The following is a 22,518-nucleotide window of genomic DNA, read 5'->3' as shown; positions in this document are numbered from 1 at the left end:
CGCTTATTGACGACTGAATGGTGGTTTTTCTGTCTGCCTCGTGACTGCGTACAGGCACGCCTTCTGAGCTTGATCACTTGAATCTATTTCAACAATCATGACATACAATCGCTGGATAATCGTTACTCTCTCAACTAGAGTGTTGACGGCGCTAGGGTCTGACCAAGACCGTGATAGCGCGATAGGCATAGTTACACCTGCAGGAGAATAATAATGTCATTATTAAGTAAAGAAGCCGTTATGGTGCACGAAGCGCTGCTGGCACGCGGTCTGGAAACGCCGCTGCGCGGGGCGTTGTTGGATCGGGATACACGTAAGCAACGTATTGCTGAGCATATGACGGAAATTATGAATTTGTTGAGTCTCGATCTGAGCGATGACAGTCTGGCTGAAACGCCGACGCGTATCGCCAAAATGTACGTTGATGAAATATTCTCCGGTTTGGACTACGCCAACTTTCCCAAAATCACCATCATTGAAAACAAAATGAAGGTCGATGAAATGGTCACCGTGCGGGATATCACGCTGACCAGCACCTGCGAACACCATTTCGTGACGATCGATGGGAAAGCCACGGTCGCGTATATTCCGAAAGATGGCGTCATTGGTTTATCGAAACTTAACCGCATCGTCCAGTTTTTCTCCCAGCGTCCCCAGGTGCAGGAGCGCTTAACGCAGCAGATTTTGGTCGCGTTGCAAACGCTGTTGGGAACGAACAACGTTGCCGTCTCGATTGATGCTGTGCACTACTGCGTGAAGGCACGTGGTATTCGCGATGCAACCAGTGCCACGACCACGACATCGCTCGGCGGGCTGTTTAAATCCAGCCAGAATACGCGTCAGGAATTCTTGCGCGCGGTTCGCCACCATAATTAAGCTCACCCATATTGGCGATGATGAAGCAAATACATGCTGTCATCGCCAAATGGGTCGCTGCCAAATCAGCAAGTCTCTTCGCTTTTTCTCTATTTGTGCATACAATCGCTACTTCGATGATTTTAAAATGTAATTTGTATGCCTTCTCATTCACTATCGTCATCACATTCCGCTTCTTCACGGATCGTTACGCTGGATTTTGCACGCGGCGTCGCCATTTTAGGCATTTTACTGCTGAATATTACGGCGTTTGGCTTGCCCCATGCCGCATACCTAAACCCCGCCTGGCATGGAGAGCCTGCGTTATCTGACGCTTTGGCATGGGCAGCGATGGATTTGCTTGCTCAGGTGAAATTTCTGACGCTGTTTTCTCTTCTTTTTGGTGCCGGGTTGCAACTGCTGTTATCTAGGGGATGCCGTTGGATACACGCACGGCTATTTTGGTTGCTAGTCATCGGTTTTATTCATGCCATTTTTCTGTGGGATGGCGATATTCTGTTTGACTATGCCCTGATCGGGCTGGTGTGTTACCACATCATTAGTCATGCGACGAGCAGTCGACAGCTCATTATCATGGGCTCGCTTCTCTATATGGTGGAGATCGTCGTCCTGTTTGTGTTGAACCATATCTTGACGCTGCAGCCGGGGCGATTCTGGTTGCCGAGCGTGGCGGATATCACCTATGAAACTTACTGGCGGACATTAGGTGGATTCGAAGCATGGAAAAATCGTTTTGATCTCTTAACGGAAAGCCTTTTATCGTTGGGGGTGCAATATGCTTGGGTATTAGCGGGAACGATGTTGTTGGGGGCCGGATTGATGCGCAGTGGCTGGTTGAAAGGTGAGTTCAGTACCGCCCACTATCGCAAGGTTGCCCTATGGCTGATTCCGCTGGGCGTGGCAATTAATAGTATTGGCATAGTAGGTCAGTGGCTGGTGGGTTGGGAATATCGTTGGAGCGGCTTGTTATTGCAGATTCCACGTGAACTGAGTTCACCAGTACAGGCGGTAGGGTATCTTGCGCTGTGTTATGGCTTTTGGGCCACGCTGTGCCAATGGCGAATCACGTATTGGATTACGGACATCGGGCGTATGGCGTTAACCAACTATTTGTTGCAGACGCTGATTTGCGTGATGTTGTTTAACCAGTTTGGCCTGTTTATGGCCTTCAGCCGCCTGCAACTGCTGGCACTGGTCCCTGCCATTTGGGTCGTCAATTTGGTCTTTTCCCACTACTGGCTGCGCTATTTCCGCCAAGGGCCGCTTGAATGGTTATGGCGCAAACTCACCAATGCAGTAGGGAAAACGGCGTAAGAAGGCAGGCTAGGGTGCGGCTTGCTCGCTTTGTGGTGCGGGTTCCGGTGTTATACCCGTTGGTTGGCCAGCTTTAGGCTGATTAACTGGCGAGGTCAGTACCTGTTCCGGCAGGACGGCAGGGTAATCTGGCGCATCTTCGGGAATAGTATGCTCTGCTGGAATCGGCACCTGCGGTCCTAAAAAACGTGGCTCGCGTTTGAGAACATACAGATCGAATAGTGCACCCAAACGAGCGCCAAATTCACGAATCCGCACGATCATCATATTTTTGGGGGAAGGCACCGCGTAACACTGTGCCTGAATACCGAGGTGCAGCGCGATGAATAACGCGCGCTCACAGTGAAAGCGCTGGGTGATGATGGTGAAATCGTTGGTATCGAACACCTTGCGCGTTCTGACGATGGAATCCAGCGTGCGGAAGCCAGCATAGTCCAACACGATATCTGAAGGTGGTACGCCTGCGGCGATCAAATCGCGGCGCATCGTCATCGGCTCATTGTAGCTTTGCAGCGCGTTATCACCGCTTAATAGCAGATAGCTGACTTTACCGCTGTTATAAGCGTTAATTGTCCCCTGCATACGAAACTGGTAATACTGATTAAGCATACCGGTACGGTAGTACTTTGCCGTTCCCAATACCACGCCGACCTGACGTTTCGGCAAAGTTTGAAGCTCATCGTAAATGAATGGTGCCGTTTTCCAACTAATCCAGCGATCGAGCGCAAAAGCGGAAAGCAGCAGCACGCTAATGAGAGCTAACAAACCAAATATCAGGCGTTTCCACATGCTTATGCCTCGGATAAGGCGAATAGATTCATCATGCTTCAAGGCTACTTTACCTGACAGGGGGACGCAAGGCTCAGGCGAAGAATGGGCGGTTTATTGATTGAATTTTCAGCATTCAGGCTGGGGTGAGGTGAAAATAAACGCCAGCTTTTCGGATAGAAAAGCTGGCGGGTGAGAACATTAAACGCGGCTACCCCATAGATCGTATTCGTCTGCGTGCTCGATTTTCACTTTGACGATATCACCGACCTTAACGCCCGTTTCGCCGTTCAGATAAACCGCGCCGTCAATTTCGGGGGCGTCAGCCATACTGCGGCCAATCGCGCCTTCTTCGTCGATTTCATCGATCAGCACCAGCACTTCTCGGCCAATTTTATCCTGCAAACGCTGGGTAGAGATCGCCTGCTGCAATTGCATGAAGCGGTGGAAGCGTTCTTCTTTAACCTCTTCCGGCACCTGATCGGGCAACGCATTTGCCGATGCACCTTCGACAGGACTGAATTTGAAACAGCCTACGCGGTCGAGTTTGGCTTCCTGTAGGAAATCGAGCAGCATCTGAAAGTCTTCTTCCGTCTCGCCGGGGAAGCCAACAATAAAGGTTGAACGCAGCGTTAAGTCCGGGCAGATTTCGCGCCAGCGCTTAATGCGCTCCAGCGTTCTTTCTACTGCGCCGGGGCGCTTCATCAGTTTGAGGATCTTCGGGCTGGCGTGCTGGAGCGGAATATCCAGATACGGCAGAATTTTGCCTTCCGCCATTAATGGGATCACATCGTCTACGTGCGGATAAGGGTAGACATAGTGCAGACGCACCCACACGCCCAGCGACGCCAGTTGTTCACACAGGCTGGCCATGCTGGTTTTGACCGGCTGCCCGTTCCAAAAGCCGGTTCGCTGCTTCACATCCGCACCGTAAGCCGAGGTGTCCTGAGAGATCACCAGCAGCTCTTTTACGCCAGCATCGACCAGACGCTTCGCTTCATCCAGCACCGAGCCGATCGGACGGCTATCCAAATCGCCACGCATGGAAGGAATGATGCAGAACGTGCAGCGGTGGTTACAACCTTCTGAAATTTTCAGATACGCGTAATGGCGCGGCGTGAGTTTTACGCCCTGCTCGGGGACCAGGCTGGTAAACGGGTTGTGCGTTGGTTTGGGGACGTATTGATGTACGTGCGACAGCACCTGCTCGTAGCTGTGTGGGCCAGTAATTTCCAGAACTTTGGGGTGCACTTCGCGTATTTGATTTTCTTTGGCACCCAGACAGCCCGTTACGATAACTTTACCGTTCTCATTCAGCGCTTCGCCGATGGCTTCCAGCGACTCTTGTACGGCGCTGTCAATAAAACCACAGGTATTGACGATCACCAGTTCAGCGTCGTCATAACGTGGCACGACCTGATAACCTTCAGTACGCAGTTCGGTCAGAATCCTCTCGGAGTCGACGAGGTTTTTCGGGCAGCCGAGGGAAACAAAGCCGATACGGGGTTGTTGCATATTATTCGCTCACAAAATAGACAGAAAATAAAAACCGGAGGATTCTACACCATAGTTGATTATCCTTACAGTCAGTGGTGTAGAACTCAGCATTTTATCGCTGTGACGGTAGATGTCTTTAATGACGGATTTCTTCAATAAATGTAAACCTTGCCTCGCTTTTTTGCACAAACACCGCCTGCCGCCTAAATTTACAGAACTTTTGTTGGATGGAGACAACGCGATGTCCTCTTGCCTGATGCTTAGCAATTCTGCTTCACACACTGTGTTACGACGATTTTCTACTGCGCCACATTGGTTGCTGCTTAGCGCAACGTTGCTGTTTTCCAGCCAGCTATTGGCGGTGGAACCGAAGGTGACGGAATTACAAGATAAGCTGGATCACCCGTGGTCATTAGCGTTCTTACCGGAAGAACAGGGGATTCTGATTACGGAACGCGCCGGGAATCTACGCTTATGGAAAGCGGGCAGTGCGCTGTCTGCACCGATAACGGGAGTACCGGAAGTTTTCGCGAAATCACAGGGGGGATTACTGGAAGTCGCACTATCACCGGATTTTGCGCAGAATCGACGCATCTACCTGAGCTTTGCTGAAGAGGGGAACGATGGTAAAGCGGGAACCGCTGTCGGTTATGGCAAACTTTCTGAGGATAATAAACGGTTAGAGAATTTCACAGTCTTCTTCCGTCAGGAACCGAAACTGTCGACGGGTAACCATTTCGGCGGCAAGCTGGTTTTTGACCGAGAAGGGCATCTGTTTATTGCGCTGGGTGAAAACAATGAACGCCCGACCGCACAGGATCTGGATAAGTTACAGGGAAAAATTGTTCGCCTGACGGCAGAAGGCAAAGTGCCGTCCGATAATCCGTTTGTGAACACGCCTAACGCGCGGCCGGAAATCTGGTCTTACGGGCACCGTAATCCACAGGGGTTAGCGATTAATCCGTGGTCTGGCGTACTGTGGGAAAATGAGCATGGCCCGAAAGGCGGCGATGAAATTAACATCCCTAAAGCAGGCGCAAATTACGGCTGGCCAATTGCGACACACGGCATTAACTATTCCGGGCTGAAAATTCCAGAAGCAAAAGGAAAAGAGATCGCAGGGATGGTGAATCCTGATTTCTACTGGGAGAAATCACCGGGCATCAGCGGCATGGCCTTCTATAACAGCGATCGTTTCCCGCAGTGGAAAAACTCAGTCTTTATCGGTGCGCTGGCAGAGAAGAATCTGATTCGGTTGACGCTTGATGGTGACAAGGTCGCCTCACAAGAACGTTTGCTGGGCGAGCGTGGTGAACGTATCCGTGACGTAAGGCTGGGGCCGGACGGCTACCTCTATCTGCTGACCGATCATGATAACGGCAAATTGCTGAAAGTCGGACTGGAGTAAAAAATCAGGCACCTTACGGTGCCTGAATTCACTTAAGACAGCGGGATCATAACGTGTTTCTGATACGCCGAACGCTCGGTGAGTTGCTGATACCAGCGTTCCAGATGAGGATGTGCCTGCCGTTCAATTGGCATATTCAGCCAGCCGTAGACAACGCAGCCTAACGGAATATCGCCAATGCCAAACCGATCGCCGGATAGCCACGGCTGATTAGCCAGAACGGTATCGACAATACCGAACAGTCGTTCACATTCAACGATGCCTTTCTGTACCAACGTCATATCACGTTTTTCTGGTGCGATGCGTACCATATTAATGAACACTGGACCGAAAGAGGCCGCAAGCGAGCTAGTCCAGTCCATCCACTTTTCAGCATTTGCACGCTTACCGGCATCGGTGAGATACAGCGAGTTTTGGCCGTACTGCGCCGCCAGATAACGCACGATGGTATTGGATTCCCACAGCACCAGATCGTCGTCCTGCAAACAGGGGATAAGGCCATTAGGGTTCATCGCCAGATAATCGGCATCATGGTTACGGCCGAATTGCCCGCCAACCGCAATATGTTGATAAGGCAGCGCGAGTTCCTCCGCACACCACAGGACTTTCTTGACGTTGGTCGAATTATCACGACCCCAAATCGTTATCATACCTACCTCTTTCTTGGTTAAGCCATTCTCGGTTATCCGCGACAGCCGATGAGAAATAATGATATGCCTTTTTAGTCTTTATGATTTAACTTGTCATTCTTAATAATGACAGCAAGTTACATTCAGACAGGAAAGTTACACAATGAAATTGACGCATTCTGTTCGCGCCGTTCTGGGCATCACTCTGCTTGCCGCCGGTATGCAACTTGCTGTGGCGAGCAGCGATCCGCAGACGATCACGTTTGGCGTGGCACCAGGGCCTTATGGTGACATGGTAAACCTGGCGATCAAACCTGAGCTGGTGAAAAAAGGCTATAAGGTCGTGGTGCGTGAATTCAGCGATTACGTTCAGCCCAATCTGGCACTGGCCAACGGCAGCATCGATGCTAACCTTTTCCAGCATACGCTCTATTTAGAAAAATTTGCCGCCGATAAAGGGTTAAAAATTTCTCCGCTGATTATCGTACCGACGGCCAGCATGGGTTTCTATTCGAAGAAAATCACATCGCTGGATGCGCTGAAAAAAGGGGATGTGGTCACGCTCTCTAACGATGCCACCAATCTGGCGCGCGGCCTGCGTTTCCTGCAATCGATAGGGCTGGTTACGATTAAGGCCGATATCGATCCGACCAAGGCTTCTGAAAAAGATATTCTTGAAAATCCACGCGGGCTGGTCTTCAAACCGATGGAAGCGGCGCAATTGCCGCGTACTCTGGATAGCGTGACGGCATCGCTGGTGAACGGTAATTTCGCACTGGCATCCGGCATGAAACTGTCGTCGGCCATCAAGCTGGAAACGCTGGACGAGAACCTGAAAAACATTATTGCCGTGCGCACCGACGATCTCGATAAACCATTCGTTAAAGACACCAAAGCGATTGTGGAGTCACCCGCGTATGCTGCGGTGATCAACGATCCTGCATTGATGTATAGCCAATTCCAGAAGCCTGAGTGGATGCAGGCGAAAACGCCAGCGCCCGCCCAGTAAAGCTTCAGGTTGTACAACATACCATTTGGCCGGTCGATGACCGGCTTTCTTCTTGTGCGCCGAGCATGGTGCTGTCTGTTGACCGTGGTGATTAATAGAGGACTTGGAGGTGCAAGTCCTCTACACATCCGCTGAGGGGAAGTGTTAGCTAAACGGCAAGGATATTCATCGAGAGGTGAAATCTGAAGGTAGATAACCTTGGCGTACTGGCGTTAAAACCGTGGCTGAAAGAAAACTGGATAAGCATCAAAAGTGCATTGATGACAGGACATTATCTGCCCCGCGCGATACGCAAAATGGATATCCAAAAGCCAGATGGCGGCGTGAGAACATTAGGTATCCCGACGGTATCTGTTTGGCACGGTATTGGTGAATATCATTCGTTCTATTCCTTTCGTTATTCTGCTGGTGTTGCTGTTGCCGCTTACGCAGATTTTGTTGGGCAATACCATTGGTCCCGTGATTGCGCTGGTTATTCTGGTGCAGGTAGTACAGACCTTAGGTGACTGGTTATCGAAACGTGCAGATAAGCGCGAACGCCGCTGAGGGTATTTTCATGCGAGGCATGAGGAAACGTTGAACTGTTATCGCTCCTCGTGCCATTTGCTATTTTTTGGTGACCTTGCCGACTGCATTTTCAGATATTCCTTACTTCTCTCTAAGTCCTTTTTTTATCAGCATTTTTTTAGACGCTTTCATTTCTTTGACTATCTTTACAGAAGGAACGGTTTTCATCCCAGAGATGACGCGTTACCTTTACATGTTACTAAAGTTTTCAAAACATATTGAAAATTAAGATTTTTTAACGACTGATGGACATTGCGGCGAACTCATGAAAACAACCCCTTTCCTGACCAGACTCACGTCTTTTTCTGTAGGTACGGTATTGCTTGTTGGTGTGGTGCCATTTACCTCTGCGGAACAGTTGCCTGCGGTGCCGCAGATTGACGCCAAAGCCTTTATCCTGATGGATCACGCCAGCGGTAAAGTGTTGGCGGAGAGCAACGCCGACGAGCGCCTTGATCCTGCCAGTCTGACCAAAATTATGGCGAGCTATGTGATTGGGCAGGCGATAAAATCCGGTAAAATTCGCCCGACGGATGAAGTGACCGTCGGAAAAGATGCCTGGGCAACGGGTAACCCAGCGCTGCGTGGTTCGTCGCTGATGTTCCTTAAGCCGGGCGATCGCATCCCCGTTTCTGAGTTAAATAAAGGCATTGTCATTCAGTCAGGTAATGATGCCAGCATCGCGCTAGCGGATTACGTGGCGGGCAGTCAGGATGCGTTTGTCAGCCTGATGAACAATTATGCGAAAGCGCTTAACCTGACGAATACGCATTTCCTTACCGTACATGGCCTCGACGCGGCAGGGCAGTACAGCACCGCGCGCGACATGGCGCTGTTAGGACAGGCGCTGATTCGAGACGTACCAGAAGAGTACGCGCTGCACAAAGAAAAAGAGTTCACCTTTAATAACATTCGCCAGCCTAACCGTAACCGTCTGCTGTGGAGCACTAATCTGAATGTGGATGGTGTAAAAACCGGCCATACCAACGGAGCGGGACACAATCTGGTGGCCTCGGCAACGGAAGGCAATATGCGCTTGATTTCCGTGGTGCTGGGGGCGCAAACGGATGCCATTCGTTTTCGTGAAAGCGAAAAACTGCTTACATGGGGCTTTCGCTTTTTTGAAACGGTAACACCTATCAAGGCGGATGCGCCTTTTACTACACAACGGGTGTGGTTTGGCACGGAGAAAGAGGCACGGCTTGGCGTGGCGCAGGACGCCGCGCTGACCATCCCAAAAGGGCAGATGAAGAATCTGAAAGCCAGCTTCACGTTGAACCAACCGCAGCTTTCTGCACCACTTACCAAGAATCAGGTGGTCGGCACCATCGATTTCCAATTGGATGGCAAAAGTATCGGCCAGCGTCATCTGGTGGCGATGGATGATATCCCCGAGGCGGGTTTCTTTAGTCGCCTCTGGGATACGGTGATGATGAAGGTGCAGCAGTGGTTCGGTGGGTTATTCGGTTAATCCCCTGAGTGGATTAACTGAATGCCGTTGTTGGAGAAGTGGCGTAAGTACTGCTCGTCCGGGGCGCTGTTGGAAATGACTGTATCAAACAGCGTCATCGGGCCAATACAGGCGCGTTTTATCTGACCGAACTTACTGCTATCTGCCACAAGAATGATTCGCTGTGCGGTCGCCATGGCGCGTTGTTTCATGCCCAGCTCGGCAAAGTTAAAACAGGTTGCTCCTGCGTTAAGTTCGATACCCGCCGCAGAAATAAACGCTTTATTCGGACAGATGTTGTCCAGCTCGCAGCGTTGGTTAAGCGGAGTAAAAATCGCGTTATCGGGGTGATATTCCCCACCGCATAAAATCACTCTACATGCCTTTTTTTCCTGTAGCGCCAAAAAGGTGTTCAGAGAATAGCAAATTGCGGTAAAAGGCAACTCATCAGGAATCGCATCGATGATGAAGGGAATGGTGGTGCCACAATCGAAAAAAACGGTATCGTTTGCCTCCACCAGATGAGAAGCGGCGACACCGATGGCCTGTTTTTCTTTTACGTGCTTGGTCTGTTGGTCGGAGACAAAATAGTGAGTGGCACCGTTATTCTTCAGATCGCTAACGACGTAGCCGCCGAGCAGTATGACGCTGGTGGCATCTGCATTCAGATCGCGGCGCACGGTCATCTCCGATACGCCGAGTAGCTGCGCGGCGTCTTTAAGATGGAGTTTATCGGTTTTCTTTAATGCCTGAGCCAGTCTGCCGATTCGTTCGTCGCGCCGCGTTTCCATAAAATTCCCTGCTAATAAGCTATTTTTGTTGTTAGTAGTTTCCTGCTGCGGCAGCGTCACCTGAAACGATAGCAACGCCCGAACTCGTGCCGATACGTGTGGCACCAGCTTCAATCATTCGTTGTGCCGTTTGGCGATCGCGAACCGCGCCGGAGGCTTTTACCCCCATCTCGCTGCCGACCGTGTTGCGCATCAGTCGAACATGTTCTTCGCGCGCGCCGCCGGTGCTGAAACCGGTAGACGTTTTGACGAATGCGACATTCAACTGACGGCACATTTCACACACCAGCACGATTTGTTCGTCATCAAGCAGACAGGTTTCCAATATTACCTTCAACGGTATAGCGGCGCAAACCTCACGCACGGCCTGAATATCTGCTTTGACGGCGTCAATCTTTCCGCTTTTCAGCCAGCCGACGTTAATCACCATGTCTATTTCCTGAGCGCCAGCGTCAATAGCTGCTTTGGCCTCAAAAGCCTTGCTAGAGGTCAGTCCTGCGCCGAGAGGGAAACCGATCACGGAGCACACTTGTACCTCTGAATCTTTCAGTTTCTCAGCGACTAAGGGAACGTAACCGGAATTAACACAGACGGCATAAAAACGGTGCGCTATCGCTTCTTCGCACAGCGTGATGATTTGCTGTTCGGTGGCATTTGCTGCCAGCAGTGTGTGGTCGATATAGCGTGCATAGTCAGTCATGGCGAATCCTTGGTGGTGTCGATAAAAAATCGGATGCAATGATTATGACACTCAATGATTTTAATGTCGCAAAAATAACAAAGAAATTAATTTTTGTTATTTTAATAACAAAAAATGAAGTGAATGTGATAGCGGATGTGTGGATATCGGGAAATAGGTAAGAGGTATACTCTAAATAATTCAAATTTCAGGAAGGCGGCAAGCGAAGGTCAAATTCGTCGGGAACGAATTTGACCAGCCAAAGGCTGGCCTCCGGTGAGAGGCAGGATGTCTCTCATTTCATCCCGATGAGCTTACACAGGTAAGTGATTCGGGTGACAAATCTGCCGGGAGCAAATTTGAACGTAGCCAACGCACATGCAATTTGCAGTATGACGAGTATAAGGCAGAAAAGAAAACGCCCATCGTTCTTGAACCTCAAAGGCGGGAACGATGGGCTTCCTCAATAAGGGGAATCAAAGAAAAGCAGTGGCACTTATTCAGACTATAGGCCAAATAAAAAGTTCTGACCCTTCTCGAAAAAATTCACAATTTTTTACCTGTTTTTAGCCGGGTAATTCAGGCCAGATAACCACGATAAGTGAGCCTGCTAATGTGAGTAGCACGTTAGCGATGGCATAGGTACCCGCATAGCCGAGCGCAGGAATATTACTGCGTGCCGTATCGCTGATGATCTCCATGGCTGGCGCGCAGGTGCGAGCGCCCATCATGGCACCAAACAGCAGCGCACGGTTCATTTTCAGTACATACGCGCCGAACAGAAAACAAATTACCACCGGCACCAGGCTGACAATCAGCCCTGAAGCCAGCATCTGGATGCCGACTTCTCCCAGGCTGCTGTTGATGGTGCTACCGGCGCTTAGACCAACCCCCGCCATAAAGACCATCAAGCCAAATTCTTTGACCATATTGAGGGCACCCTGCGGAATATAGCCAAAGGTAGGGTGGTTGGCGCGCAGGAACCCCAACATAATACCCGCGAAAAGCAACCCGGCAGCGTTACCGATGCCGAATGTGAAATTGCTGAATTGGATGGTGATCAGCCCGACCATCACGCCGATAACGAAAAAAGCGCAGAAGGCCAAGAGATCGGTGACCTGACTGTGGATAGAAATAAAGCCGATTCTGTCGGCAATACTTTTCACCCGGCGGGCGTCACCGCTGACCTGCAAGACATCACCTTTATTCAGCACGACGTTATCGTCGATCGGCATTTCGATCTGGCTGCGGACGATACGGTTAAGGAAACAGCCGTGATCGGTCAGCTTCAACTGGCTCAGGCGCTTGCCGACGGCATTGTGATTCTTGACGACGACCTCTTCCGTCACGATGCGCATGTCCAGCAAATCGCGGTCGAAAACCTCCTTACCATCGCGGAAATTGGAGTTCAGACGAGAGTGTGCATCGGGGTAACCGACCAGCGCGATCTCGTCGCTGATTTGCAAGACGGCATCACCGTCGGGGTTTGCCAGGATTCCGTTGCGTCGAATGCGCTCGATGTAGCAACCGGTCTGACGATAGATCCCCAGTTCGCGCAAATTTTTGCCCGCCGCCCAGTCAACCAGTTCTGGCCCGACGCGATAGGCGCGAATGACTGGCAAATACACTTTTCTTTGGCTGTCTACATCCAGCCCGCGCTCGCGTGCAATTTGCTGCGCACTGGTCGGGAGATCCTGATGCTGGAGTTTAGGTAGATAGCGTGCACCAAAAATGAGACTGACCAGCCCAACCAGATACGTTAGCGCATAGCCTAGGCTTAAGTGATCTTGTTCAACACCGAGTTGACCACCCAGACTGGCGGTATTGCGCAACGTGTCACCCGCACCGACCAATACTGGCGTTGATGTCATGGAGCCGGCCAGCATCCCTGCTGTCAGGCCGATTCCCCAGCCGAAGAGTTTGCCTAAGCCTAATGCCAGTAACATGGCGCTGCCGACCATCACCAGCGCCAGCATGAAATAATTTTTTCCGTCGCGGAAGAAAATGGAAAAGAAATTCGGCCCGGCTTCCACTCCGACACAAAAAATAAATAACATAAAACCGAGACTCAGCGCTTCGGTATTAATCGAGAAATGTTGTTGCCCGAGTAATAAAGAAACCACTAAAACGCCAATAGAATTACCGAGTTGTACTGGGCCGAAGCGCAACTTCCCTAGACAGAGTCCTAATGAAAGAACCACGAATAAAAGCAGGATGTAATTACCGTTTAACAAATCAGCGACGTTTATATTCATGGAGTGTAACTTGTTGTTTACCAGTAAGTTCTTGATGTTATTCATTATAGCGGCTAGATTTAGCCATGAAATACATGAATTCCCGTGACGGTATGCAATACACGTCTGCTGAAAGGAATCAGCCTCACCAAGTATAATTTATCCGATAAAAATTGTTCAGTGTAATTATTGTTTAATTTAATGATTGTGGTGTCGCTGTTGATGAAATACGGCGGGTTATCGTCTTTTTCTGCGAGCAACCTGAGCGTCGAATAAATCGTAGCGAAGCCTCATGTTTTTCATATCGGGGAATAGATACACCCTAAATAATTCGAGTTTCAGGCAACCAACGCACATGCAATTTGAAGTATGACGGGTATACCAATCATTTTTACCATACCGCATGTTCTTGGTATCGGGTTGATGCAGGTTGGGAGGCATATTGATAGGGGCGGTTTATGACACGAAATAAAGGTTGGATCAGCGCGATCTGCTGTTTTCTATTATTCACCATAGTGTTTCTCAGTCAAAAAATTGACGTATCGGATGTCGCGGTGAACGACGGATTGCGCGGTAGTCCGGGTATGCTGCTCTTCCTGCTGCCGGGTATGGTTGCCTGTCTTCTTTCTGCACGTGGCCGCTTGCTTTACCCGCTGTTTGGTGCACTGGCGGCGATGCCCGTGTGCTTATTGGTACTTCACCTGTGGAATACGCCGATGCGTTCTTTCTGGCAAGAACTGGCTTATGTGATGAGTGCGGCCTTTTGGTGCGTATTGGGTTCACTGGGCGCACTGTGTTTGCGTAGCCTATATCGACGTTATCTTCGTTGAGTAGGGATTGTAGACGATCCCATAAAATAAAAAAGCGCGGACATTCGCCGCGCTCTTGTCCGGTCAGTCTGATGATTATGACTGGAACAGGGACAGGTGTTCTTTGGCATAGGCTTCAAAATCGGTGCAGCCGCCAATATGTTTTTCATCCAGGAAAATCTGCGGTACGGTTTCAACCGGCTTGCCTACCGTCTTGGATAAATCTTCTTTTGAGATGCCTTCTGCGTGGATGTCTACATAGCGGAAGCTGAAGTCATCACGTTGTTCGGTCAGTTTCTCTGCCAGTTCTTTCGCACGTACACAATAAGGGCAAGCTGGGCGCCCGAAAATTACAGCGAACATGTAAACTCCTTTGTAAAATAAAAAATGTTCTCATTCTGGAAACGCATAGCGTGACGCTGCTTATACATAAGGTCACGGCCAAAAGTGTTACGGTTAATGAGGATACTGTGAATGGCGCTACTATGCCCGCAATCATCGATGAAAAAAAGTAGTCATTGCCTGTTACAACGATTTGTTCAATCTATTAGGTTACACCCAACGAACCAAATAGATGTACTTTACCGACCCAAGGATACCAGTGTGACACCGACCATTGATTTGCTACAACGCCACCGTTCTATTCGTGCGTTTACGTCTCAGACCGTGACGGATGAACAACGCCACGCCATCATTACTTCCGCACAGAGCGCGTCCAGCTCCAGCTTTTTACAATGCAGTACGATTATCCGCATTACCGACCCTGTCGTGCGCGAAAAGCTGGTTCACTATACTGGCGAGCAAGGTTATGTGGCTCAGGCCGCGGAGTTTTGGGTCTTCTGTGCCGATTTTCATCGGCATGTGGAGATCTTCCCACAGGCAGAAGCCGGGCTGGCCGAGCAATTGCTGATTGGCTGTGTCGATACCGCTATTATGGCGCAGAATGCACTGGTCGCTGCTGAATCGCTAGGGCTCGGTGGCGTTTTTATCGGTGGGATCCGCAATCGCATTGCTGACGTGACGCAGTTACTGCAATTGCCGACGCAGGTGATACCGCTGTTTGGCTTGTGTCTGGGGCACCCGGATGCCGAACCGTTGCTGAAACCGCGCATGCCAACAGCCATGATGCTGCATGAGAATGCTTATCAGCCGCTCGATCGCGATGTGTTGGCACAATACGATAAGCAAATGGTGGAATATTACCTGCAGCGCACCGGTCGCCGTCGTGAAAGCTGGAGTGAACACGTTGAACTGACGCTGAAAAAAGAGTTACGCCCATTCATGCTGGACTACTTACATCAACAAGGATGGGCGATACGCTAGTATCGGTAGGATATTTATGAAGATAGCCATTCTGTCTCGTGATGGAGCGTTATATTCCTGCAAACGCCTGCGTGAAGCCGCTGAGGCGCGTAAGCATAGCGTTGAGATTATCGATCCGCTTTCCTGCTATATGAATATTAATCCGGCGGCACCGTCGGTGCATTACCGTGGACGCCGGCTGGATAAATACGATGCGATTATTCCGCGTATTGGTTCACAGATTACATTTTATGGCACGGCGGTATTGCGCCAGTTTGAAATGCTGGGGAGTTACCCGCTGAATAATTCTGTTGCGGTGATTCGCGCCCGTGACAAACTTCATTCACTACAATTGCTTGCCCGCGAAGGGATTGGCCTGCCGATTACCGGATTTGCTCATTCGCCGGATGATACTGGCGATCTGATCGCGATGGTGGGTGGTGCACCACTGGTCGTAAAGCTGGTCGAGGGTACGCAGGGGATTGGCGTGGTATTGGCGGAGACGCGTCAGGCGGCGGAAAGTGTAATTGACGCCTTTCGCGGGCTGAATGCACATATTCTGGTGCAGGAATACGTGAGTGAAGCGCAGGGTAAAGATATCCGCTGCCTTGTGATCGGTAATCGGGTGGTTGCGGCGATAGAACGGCAGGCGAAAGCGGGGGAGTTTCGTTCAAACCTGCATCGCGGCGGGTCGGCGAATAACGTGAAAATTACCGCGCAGGAGCGTGCGATTGCTATCAAGGCGACGAAAACGCTGGGGTTGGATGTAGCGGGGGTCGATATTTTACGCGCAGAACGCGGGCCACTGGTAATGGAAGTGAATGCTTCGCCTGGGCTGGAAGGGATTGAAACGACGACTGGGTTCGATATTGCTGGCATGATGATTGAGTTTATTGAGCAAAATACTCAGAGGCGTGTCGCAACATCGACAACAATAAATAAAAGTTAGCTTTCTGAAACCGAGACTGCGCCGTAAAATACGGCGCTTTCCATTGGTGCGTGGGCATTGGCAGCGGTCACGATTGCGTTCCGCCGTGCGGCGGAACGAGGAAAACGGGTCGTGGTGCGCTTTTATCATGGCATCGTTGCACAATATTCCGTAAGCTATGTGCCGTTTTTAAGATGGTTTCTGTTTTGAGACTGTTTCTGTTTTAACATCGCTTCTGCGCGAGTGATGTTCTCTTTTCAACAATGCTGTCTTTACGGTGGCAAGTATGAGGCAAACATGATGGATTCACTCATCGTCCCGGATTTGGCTATGCTACGGCGGTGGCTGGATCAACTAAACATACTGTATTTCGAGTGTGATTCCTGTCAGGCACTTCATCTTCCTCATATGCAAAATTTTGATGGCGTGTTCGATGCGAAAGTTGATCTGGTGGACAACGTGATCTTGTTTTCCGCACTTGCCGAAGTGAAGCCCAGCGCACTTATCCCTTTGGTTGGCGATCTAAGCCAAATCAACGCCAGCTCTTTGACCGTCAAGGCGTTTATCGACGTTCAGGACGATAACCTGCCGAAGCTGATTGTTTGCCAGTCGGTTAGCGTTGCCGCAGGTATGGCATTGGAACAATTCAGACATTTTATGCAGCAATCAGAAGAACAAATCTCAATGGTGATCCTTGAGGCTAGCGCTAATAATCTGCTGTTTATCGGCGAAGAAGAAGAGGGCTCTGCTGCCAGAGTTACGACCTCACATTTGCATTGATACGGTTGCTGCCAACGGCAGCAATTGGTTTTACTTATTTTCCTTTCACCGCCATTTATTCTGGCTATTTCACATTATTGCCAGACATTTCTCTTTGTTTTTCGCTAAACGCCCTCATCACATCGATAAAATGTGAATAAATAATCGTTAAAACCCATTTTTTACGTTCGAGTATGGTGTGCATGATGTTGTGGGGTTATGCTTTATTCCTGTAAGCGACAGACTGTCGAATCAGGGCTATGTCTGTGTCTGAGCGAATAAAAATCGGTGCATATTCATTCACCGGTTTGATAGCGCGGCAGGCTATAGTTTGTATCGGAACGATACATATACACTCCCATGAATCACCCCCTTGAATGGAGGAAGGAACGGATGTTCACCCAACGTAAAAAATGGCTATCGGGTGTTGTTACCGGCTTGCTGATGGCCGCGTCCGTCACCGCATCTGCGGAAGAGAAAACGCTGCATGTTTATAACTGGTCCGACTATATCGCACCAAACACGTTAGCCAATTTCCAGAAAGAAACCGGTATTAAGGTCGTCTATGACGTGTTTGACTCCAACGAAGTGTTGGAAGGCAAGCTTATGGCGGGCAGCACGGGTTTTGATCTGGTGGTGCCTTCTGCCAGTTTCCTTGAGCGCCAGCTCTCAGCGGGAGTTTTTCAGCCATTAGACAAAAGTAAGCTACCGAATTACAAAAATTTGGACCCTGAGCTGATGAAGTTGATTGCTCAGCACGATCCCGATAACAAATATGCTTTACCTTACCTGTGGGCGACCACGGGTATTGGCTATAACGTCGAGAAAGTCAAAGCGGCGCTGGGTGCCGATGCGCCTGTTGATAGCTGGGATCTGGTGCTGAAGCCAGAGAATCTGGAAAAGCTGAAAAGCTGCGGGGTTTCTTTCCTGGATGCGCCGGAGGAGATCTTCGCCACCGTATTAAACTATCAGGGTAAAGATCCGAATAGCACCAAACCGGGTGATTACAGCACATCAGCGACCGATCTGCTGCTGAAACTGCGTCCGAGCATTCGTTATTTCCATTCGTCGCAATATATCAACGATCTGGCGAACGGCGACATCTGCGTTGCTGTTGGCTGGGCTGGCGATATCATGCAGGCAGGGAATCGTGCGAAAGAAGCGAAGAACGGCGTCAATATCCAATACAGTATTCCGAAGGAAGGGGCGTTGGCATTCTTTGATGTCCTCGCTATCCCGAAAGATGCTAAAAATCTGGATGAAGCCTATGCGTTTCTGGATTACCTGATGAAGCCGGAAGTGATGGCTGAGATCAGTAATCACACCTATTACGCCAGCGGTAACCTGGCATCCTTGCCTTTGGTGAACGAAGAAATTCGTAACAACCCAGGTGTCTACCCGCCTGCGGATGTGCGTGCCAAAATGTTTACGCTCAAGGTGCAATCTCCTCAGATCGACCGTACACGTACTCGTGCATGGACCAAGGTTAAGAGCGGCAAATAGCCTTTTGGGTCTGACTGCTTTTTGGATCCGAATAGTTACCCAAGAGCTTGATGATTGCTGCTTTCGGCAACCAAAGAATGGATGGGTATAAAATACTCTAAATAATTCAAGTTTCAGGCAGGCAGCAAGCGAGGCCCACGATGGGCCGAGTATTTAAGAGAAGCCAACGCACATGCAACTTGAAGTATGACGAGTATTAATGTGGCAAAGAACAGGCGGAGATACCGCCTGTTCGCGCTCTATATTGTGTCACACGGCTAGACGCAAAAACGCCTAATCGCGGCGTCAGCGGTGTGACTTGTTCTGCTTTTGCCGGAGAGCAATGCGAAGTGAATGACGCGATCCCACGCCCTCAATCAAAACCTCAAAAAGCGGCTACGCCGCTGCTGGAAGTGCGTAACCTGACGAAGTCGTTCGATGGTCAGGCCGCTGTCGATGATGTCAGCCTGACGATTTATAAAGGCGAAATTTTTGCTCTGCTGGGCGCATCTGGCTGTGGGAAATCCACGCTGTTGCGTATGTTGGCCGGTTTTGAGCTCCCTACGCAGGGGCAGATTTTTCTGGATGGTCAGGATTTGTCATTGGTGCCGCCTTACCAGCGTCCCATCAATATGATGTTCCAGTCTTATGCGCTATTCCCACACATGACGGTGGAAAAGAATATTGCGTTTGGTTTGAAACAGGACAAGCTACCGCGTGCTGAAATCAAAGATCGTGTCGAAGAGATGCTGTCGCTGGTGCATATGCAGGAGTTTGCCAATCGTAAACCACATCAACTTTCCGGCGGTCAGCGCCAACGTGTTGCGCTGGCACGTAGTCTGGCGAAGCGTCCAAAACTGCTGTTGCTGGATGAACCGATGGGGGCGCTGGACAAGAAACTGCGCGACCGCATGCAGCTTGAAGTAGTCGATATTCTGGAACGCGTAGGGGCGACCTGTGTGATGGTGACGCACGATCAGGAAGAAGCCATGACCATGGCAGGGCGTATTGCCATCATGAATCGCGGTAAGTTCGTACAGATTGGCGAGCCCGAAGAGATTTATGAGCACCCGAATACACGTTTCAGTGCGGAATTTATCGGCTCGGTCAATATGTTTGAAGGGATATTGCAGGAGCGTCAGGACGAGGCACTGATCATCAAAAGTCCTGGATTGGTGCATCCGCTGAAGGTGGATTCGGATGTCTCGGTAGTGGATGGCGTTCCGGTTTACATCGCGTTGCGCCCTGAAAAAATCATGCTGTGCGAAGAGGTTCCGGCTGACGGCTGTAATTTCGCGGTGGGCGAAGTTGTGCACATCGCTTATCTGGGCGATTTGTCGATTTACCACGTCAGGCTCAACAGTGGGCAAACTATCAGCGCACAGTTACAAAATGCCTACCGCTATCGCAAAGGTACACCGACCTGGGGAGATGAGGTTCGGCTGTGTTGGGATGCGGATAGCTGTGTGGTTCTGACGGTGTAACGAGGAAGAATGTCATGACTTTATTTCCCGAACGCCACACGGCGGAACCACCGGGCAAGGCTAAACTCTGGCTGCGTGTGCTGATGGCGCGTTGGCGTCAAAAACACGGGCGCAAGCTGGTTATCGCGCTGCCGTATGTGTGGCTGTTGCTGCTGTTTATGTTGCCGTTCCTGATCGTGTTCAAAATCAGTTTCGCAGAGATGGCGCGTGCAATTCCGCCTTATACCGATCTGGTTTCCTGGATGGATGGCAGGCTGGATATTTCCCTGAATCTTGGGAATTACCTGCACTTGTTGGACGATCCGCTGTATTTCGATGCCTATATGCAATCGCTTCAGGTTGCGGCTGTATCAACGCTGTGCTGCCTGTTTATTGGTTATCCATTGGCCTGGGCTGTCGCGCACAGTAAACCTTCAACGCGTAATATCCTGCTATTACTGGTTATTCTGCCGTCATGGACGTCATTTCTGATCCGCGTCTACGCTTGGATGGGGATTCTGAAAAGTAACGGTATCCTGGGTATCCTGAATAACTTCCTACTGTGGCTGGGTGTGATTGATGAACCGTTGGTTATTTTGCACACCAATCTGGCAGTTTACATTGGCGTTGTGTATTCCTATTTGCCGTTTATGGTGTTGCCTATCTATACCGCGCTGACGCGGCTGGACTACTCACTCGTGGAAGCGTCATTAGATCTGGGCGCTAGGCCACTGAGAACCTTTTTCAGCGTGATCGTCCCGCTAACGAAAGGCGGAATTATTGCAGGATCGATGCTGGTGTTCATCCCGTCGGTGGGAGAATACGTGATTCCCGAACTGCTCGGTGGTCCAGATAGCATCATGATTGGCCGTATTCTGTGGCAGGAATTCTTCAATAACCGCGATTGGCCGGTGGCATCCGCTGTCGCGATCGTCATGCTGTTTTTGTTGATTATGCCGATTATCTGGTTCCATAAACATCAGAGCAAAACCGCGGAGGGTGACGCGTGAATAATTTACCTGTTGTTCGCTCGCCGTGGCGTATTGTGATTTTAGTGCTGTGCTTTACCTTCCTCTATGCGCCGATGCTGATGCTGGTGATCTATTCGTTCAACAGCTCCAAGCTGGTTACCGTATGGGCTGGGTGGTCGACGCGCTGGTATATCGAGCTGTTTCACAATACGGCGATGATCAGTGCAGTGCTCTTGAGCCTGACGATTGCTGCCGCTTCGGCAACAATGGCTGTGATCCTTGGGACTATCGCCTCTGTCGTGATGGTGCGTTTTGGTCGTTTCCGTGGGGCTAATGGTTTTGCGTTTATGCTGACGGCACCGCTGGTGATGCCGGATGTGATTACTGGTCTGTCGCTGCTATTGCTCTTTGTTGCCTTAGGCCATGCGATTGGGTGGCCAGCGGAAAGGGGGATGTTCACTATCTGGCTGGCGCATGTGACGTTCTGTACCGCGTATGTCACCGTGGTGATCAGCGCGCGCCTGCGGGAACTGGATCGCTCGATCGAAGAAGCCGCGATGGATTTGGGTGCGAACCCGCTCAAAGTCTTCTTCATTATCACGGTGCCGATGATTGCTCCTGCGCTGCTTTCCGGCTGGCTGCTGGCGTTTACGCTGTCGCTGGACGATCTGGTTATCTCCAGCTTCGTGGCGGGGCCGGGTTCGACAACGTTGCCTATGCTGGTGTTCTCCAGCGTAAGAATGGGCGTTAATCCACAAATTAACGCATTGGCTTCTCTGATATTGTTAGTCGTTGGTATTATTGGATTTATCGCCTGGTGGTTTATGGCAAGAGCGGAGAAGCAGCGTTATCGTGATATGCAAAAAGCGAGACGTGGCTGATTCGATTTCACTCCATAATTTGCTAGCCTAGCGAAAATTTCCAGCAACGCCGCCAGAGGATGGGGGCGTTGTTGTTTTATATGGCTATCACGTTTTACATCCGTACCACGTTTTATATTGGCATCGACGTTTATATTGGTGCTGTATTTTTGGCCGTTCAATGGCCGCATGAAGGGAGATCGTTGAAATTCTGTATACGAAGAAGGAAATGACGCAACGCAAAGTTTATGCCCCGGTGCCAGTGATGGTAGCGGGGATTGCGATTATTGCTACCCGTCTTTTGGGGATTGTGTTGTTGGTATGGGAGTTAGGCCTAAGTGATTTAAGCGGCTGGATTGGCAGCACCTCGGAGGCCTGGGATTCGACGCTGGTAGTATTGTTAGCGCTCGTTATCGTCGGCGTTGAAATTCGCTGTGGCTTTGCCGTTTTGGCCGGTGCGAACTGGGGACGATGGGGTTATGTCGCCTGTCAGGGGCTGGTGGTGTGCTATCTGCTTCTCGCATCCCTGAGCGAATTTATGCCAGCGATATTCCATATTTCAGGGGAAAATAACGCTGCTGTGCTACATCAACTCCTGCTACAAAAGATCCCGGATCTTCTGGTGATGGCTTTACTGTTTCTGCCACGACGCAGTAAGCGATTTTTCCTGCGCCAGAAATAGAGATGTCTCTCCTGAGCCAGTCGGCTGCTGGCGTCGCCCA

General features: G+C 50.3%; 21 protein-coding genes and 1 pseudogene. 15 read left to right on the top strand and 7 right to left on the bottom strand.

The features are described from left to right. Positions 1–213: 213 nt before the first annotated feature. Together folE and yeiB are read left to right on the top strand one after the other, a co-directional pair. Positions 214–876, top strand: a complete 663-nt coding sequence (gene folE, locus A8F97_RS09145; RefSeq protein ID WP_014699609.1) for a GTP cyclohydrolase I FolE — start codon at positions 214–216, stop codon at positions 874–876. Positions 877–1,014: 138 nt separating this feature from the next. Further along, positions 1,015–2,190 (top strand): DUF418 domain-containing protein YeiB, encoded by a 1,176-nt coding sequence (gene yeiB / locus A8F97_RS09140; protein WP_014699610.1) that lies wholly within the window; start codon positions 1,015–1,017, stop codon positions 2,188–2,190. A 9-nt stretch (positions 2,191–2,199) separates the two neighbouring features. On the opposite strand, the gene sanA is transcribed toward yeiB, so the two are convergent. Both sanA and rimO read right to left on the bottom strand, forming a co-directional pair. Beyond that, entirely contained in the window at positions 2,200–2,979 is a 780-nt protein-coding gene (gene sanA, locus A8F97_RS09135) for an outer membrane permeability protein SanA (protein WP_033071353.1), read from the bottom strand. A gap of 180 nt (positions 2,980–3,159) precedes the next feature. Beyond that, positions 3,160–4,473: a 30S ribosomal protein S12 methylthiotransferase RimO gene (gene rimO, locus A8F97_RS09130; RefSeq protein WP_014699612.1), complete on the bottom strand. Its 1,314-nt coding sequence runs from the start codon at positions 4,471–4,473 to the stop codon at positions 3,160–3,162. A 223-nt stretch (positions 4,474–4,696) separates the two neighbouring features. Here rimO and A8F97_RS09125 point away from each other — a divergent pair, with 223 nt between their 5' ends. Continuing rightward, entirely contained in the window at positions 4,697–5,863 is a 1,167-nt protein-coding gene (locus A8F97_RS09125; protein WP_025918952.1) for a PQQ-dependent sugar dehydrogenase, read from the top strand. Positions 5,864–5,895: 32 nt separating this feature from the next. Here the strand turns inward: A8F97_RS09125 and A8F97_RS09120 are convergent, their stop codons facing one another. After that, positions 5,896–6,513, bottom strand: coding sequence for a glutathione S-transferase family protein (locus A8F97_RS09120; RefSeq protein ID WP_014699614.1), 618 nt, complete (start codon positions 6,511–6,513; stop codon positions 5,896–5,898). Between the two features lie 142 nt (positions 6,514–6,655). Here A8F97_RS09120 and A8F97_RS09115 point away from each other — a divergent pair, with 142 nt between their 5' ends. The 3 genes and pseudogenes from A8F97_RS09115 (at position 6,656) to A8F97_RS09110 (ending at position 9,539) form a co-directional block, all read left to right on the top strand. Further along, positions 6,656–7,501 (top strand): MetQ/NlpA family ABC transporter substrate-binding protein, encoded by an 846-nt coding sequence (locus tag A8F97_RS09115; RefSeq protein WP_014699615.1) that lies wholly within the window; start codon positions 6,656–6,658, stop codon positions 7,499–7,501. 348 nt (positions 7,502–7,849) lie between these two features. Further along, positions 7,850–7,981, top strand: a pseudogene (locus A8F97_RS23860) (methionine ABC transporter permease); the annotation flags it as partial. A 352-nt stretch (positions 7,982–8,333) separates the two neighbouring features. After that, positions 8,334–9,539 (top strand): serine hydrolase, encoded by a 1,206-nt coding sequence (locus A8F97_RS09110; protein ID WP_014699616.1) that lies wholly within the window; start codon positions 8,334–8,336, stop codon positions 9,537–9,539. Here A8F97_RS09110 and deoR read toward each other — a convergent pair. From deoR to A8F97_RS09095, 3 genes are all read right to left on the bottom strand, one after another. Continuing rightward, the gene (gene deoR, locus A8F97_RS09105; RefSeq protein ID WP_033071354.1) at positions 9,536–10,309 is read right to left on the bottom strand and encodes a DNA-binding transcriptional repressor DeoR; all 774 of its coding nucleotides are present in this window, start codon (positions 10,307–10,309) and stop codon (positions 9,536–9,538) included. The genes A8F97_RS09110 and deoR overlap by 4 nt on opposite strands. 31 nt (positions 10,310–10,340) lie before the next feature. After that, positions 10,341–11,009: a deoxyribose-phosphate aldolase gene (gene deoC / locus A8F97_RS09100; RefSeq protein ID WP_014699618.1), complete on the bottom strand. Its 669-nt coding sequence runs from the start codon at positions 11,007–11,009 to the stop codon at positions 10,341–10,343. 545 nt (positions 11,010–11,554) lie between these two features. Beyond that, a complete protein-coding gene (locus A8F97_RS09095; protein ID WP_015730310.1) occupies positions 11,555–13,243 on the bottom strand; it encodes an aspartate:alanine antiporter in 1,689 nt (562 codons plus the stop codon). A 437-nt stretch (positions 13,244–13,680) separates the two neighbouring features. Between A8F97_RS09095 and A8F97_RS09090 the strand changes: the two genes are divergently transcribed. Continuing rightward, positions 13,681–14,052 (top strand): inner membrane protein YbjM, encoded by a 372-nt coding sequence (locus A8F97_RS09090; protein ID WP_015730311.1) that lies wholly within the window; start codon positions 13,681–13,683, stop codon positions 14,050–14,052. Positions 14,053–14,127: 75 nt separating this feature from the next. Here the strand turns inward: A8F97_RS09090 and A8F97_RS09085 are convergent, their stop codons facing one another. After that, complete coding sequence (locus A8F97_RS09085) at positions 14,128–14,394, bottom strand: GrxA family glutaredoxin (protein ID WP_005967344.1); 267 nt, start codon at positions 14,392–14,394, stop codon at positions 14,128–14,130. A gap of 240 nt (positions 14,395–14,634) precedes the next feature. Between A8F97_RS09085 and nfsA the strand changes: the two genes are divergently transcribed. The 8 genes from nfsA (at position 14,635) to A8F97_RS09045 (ending at position 22,478) form a co-directional block, all read left to right on the top strand. Continuing rightward, positions 14,635–15,354: an oxygen-insensitive NADPH nitroreductase gene (gene nfsA, locus A8F97_RS09080; RefSeq protein ID WP_033071355.1), complete on the top strand. Its 720-nt coding sequence runs from the start codon at positions 14,635–14,637 to the stop codon at positions 15,352–15,354. 16 nt (positions 15,355–15,370) lie between these two features. Then, positions 15,371–16,282: a 30S ribosomal protein S6--L-glutamate ligase gene (gene rimK / locus A8F97_RS09075; protein ID WP_014699622.1), complete on the top strand. Its 912-nt coding sequence runs from the start codon at positions 15,371–15,373 to the stop codon at positions 16,280–16,282. A gap of 279 nt (positions 16,283–16,561) precedes the next feature. Then, complete coding sequence (locus A8F97_RS09070) at positions 16,562–17,041, top strand: type III secretion system chaperone family protein (RefSeq protein ID WP_025918955.1); 480 nt, start codon at positions 16,562–16,564, stop codon at positions 17,039–17,041. A 372-nt stretch (positions 17,042–17,413) separates the two neighbouring features. Continuing rightward, positions 17,414–18,523, top strand: a complete 1,110-nt coding sequence (potF, locus tag A8F97_RS09065; RefSeq protein WP_014699624.1) for a spermidine/putrescine ABC transporter substrate-binding protein PotF — start codon at positions 17,414–17,416, stop codon at positions 18,521–18,523. A gap of 329 nt (positions 18,524–18,852) precedes the next feature. Further along, positions 18,853–19,986, top strand: coding sequence for a putrescine ABC transporter ATP-binding subunit PotG (gene potG, locus A8F97_RS09060; RefSeq protein WP_005967349.1), 1,134 nt, complete (start codon positions 18,853–18,855; stop codon positions 19,984–19,986). Positions 19,987–20,000: 14 nt separating this feature from the next. Next, entirely contained in the window at positions 20,001–20,975 is a 975-nt protein-coding gene (gene potH / locus A8F97_RS09055; RefSeq protein ID WP_014699625.1) for a putrescine ABC transporter permease PotH, read from the top strand. After that, a complete protein-coding gene (potI, locus tag A8F97_RS09050) occupies positions 20,972–21,817 on the top strand; it encodes a putrescine ABC transporter permease PotI (RefSeq protein WP_014699626.1) in 846 nt (281 codons plus the stop codon). The genes potH and potI overlap by 4 nt, the downstream gene beginning before the upstream one ends. Before the next feature lie 208 nt (positions 21,818–22,025). After that, positions 22,026–22,478 carry a YbjO family protein gene (locus tag A8F97_RS09045; RefSeq protein ID WP_014699627.1) on the top strand — a complete coding sequence of 151 codons (453 nt, stop codon included), beginning with the start codon at positions 22,026–22,028 and terminating at the stop codon, positions 22,476–22,478. Positions 22,479–22,518: the final 40 nt, after the last annotated feature.

This window comes from Pectobacterium parmentieri, from assembly GCF_001742145.1.
In the GTDB taxonomy this organism is placed as follows: domain Bacteria; phylum Pseudomonadota; class Gammaproteobacteria; order Enterobacterales; family Enterobacteriaceae; genus Pectobacterium; species Pectobacterium parmentieri.
Note: the sequence above shows the minus strand (reverse complement) of the source record. Positions and strands in the feature narration are given on the sequence as shown.

What these genes read in the sequence shown, in the direction of transcription:
- folE (WP_014699609.1), top strand. Translation starts at nt 214, where the DNA reads ATGTCATTATTAAGTAAAGAAGCCGTTATGGTGCACGAAGCGCTGCTG.
- yeiB (WP_014699610.1), top strand. Translation starts at nt 1,015, where the DNA reads ATGCCTTCTCATTCACTATCGTCATCACATTCCGCTTCTTCACGGATC.
- sanA (WP_033071353.1), bottom strand. Translation starts at nt 2,979, where the DNA reads ATGTGGAAACGCCTGATATTTGGTTTGTTAGCTCTCATTAGCGTGCTG.
- rimO (WP_014699612.1), bottom strand. Translation starts at nt 4,473, where the DNA reads ATGCAACAACCCCGTATCGGCTTTGTTTCCCTCGGCTGCCCGAAAAAC.
- A8F97_RS09125 (WP_025918952.1), top strand. Translation starts at nt 4,697, where the DNA reads ATGTCCTCTTGCCTGATGCTTAGCAATTCTGCTTCACACACTGTGTTA.
- A8F97_RS09120 (WP_014699614.1), bottom strand. Translation starts at nt 6,513, where the DNA reads ATGATAACGATTTGGGGTCGTGATAATTCGACCAACGTCAAGAAAGTC.
- A8F97_RS09115 (WP_014699615.1), top strand. Translation starts at nt 6,656, where the DNA reads ATGAAATTGACGCATTCTGTTCGCGCCGTTCTGGGCATCACTCTGCTT.
- A8F97_RS09110 (WP_014699616.1), top strand. Translation starts at nt 8,334, where the DNA reads ATGAAAACAACCCCTTTCCTGACCAGACTCACGTCTTTTTCTGTAGGT.
- deoR (WP_033071354.1), bottom strand. Translation starts at nt 10,309, where the DNA reads ATGGAAACGCGGCGCGACGAACGAATCGGCAGACTGGCTCAGGCATTA.
- deoC (WP_014699618.1), bottom strand. Translation starts at nt 11,009, where the DNA reads ATGACTGACTATGCACGCTATATCGACCACACACTGCTGGCAGCAAAT.
- A8F97_RS09095 (WP_015730310.1), bottom strand. Translation starts at nt 13,243, where the DNA reads ATGAATATAAACGTCGCTGATTTGTTAAACGGTAATTACATCCTGCTT.
- A8F97_RS09090 (WP_015730311.1), top strand. Translation starts at nt 13,681, where the DNA reads ATGACACGAAATAAAGGTTGGATCAGCGCGATCTGCTGTTTTCTATTA.
- A8F97_RS09085 (WP_005967344.1), bottom strand. Translation starts at nt 14,394, where the DNA reads ATGTTCGCTGTAATTTTCGGGCGCCCAGCTTGCCCTTATTGTGTACGT.
- rimK (WP_014699622.1), top strand. Translation starts at nt 15,371, where the DNA reads ATGAAGATAGCCATTCTGTCTCGTGATGGAGCGTTATATTCCTGCAAA.
- A8F97_RS09070 (WP_025918955.1), top strand. Translation starts at nt 16,562, where the DNA reads ATGGATTCACTCATCGTCCCGGATTTGGCTATGCTACGGCGGTGGCTG.
- potF (WP_014699624.1), top strand. Translation starts at nt 17,414, where the DNA reads ATGTTCACCCAACGTAAAAAATGGCTATCGGGTGTTGTTACCGGCTTG.
- potH (WP_014699625.1), top strand. Translation starts at nt 20,001, where the DNA reads ATGACTTTATTTCCCGAACGCCACACGGCGGAACCACCGGGCAAGGCT.
- A8F97_RS09045 (WP_014699627.1), top strand. Translation starts at nt 22,026, where the DNA reads ATGACGCAACGCAAAGTTTATGCCCCGGTGCCAGTGATGGTAGCGGGG.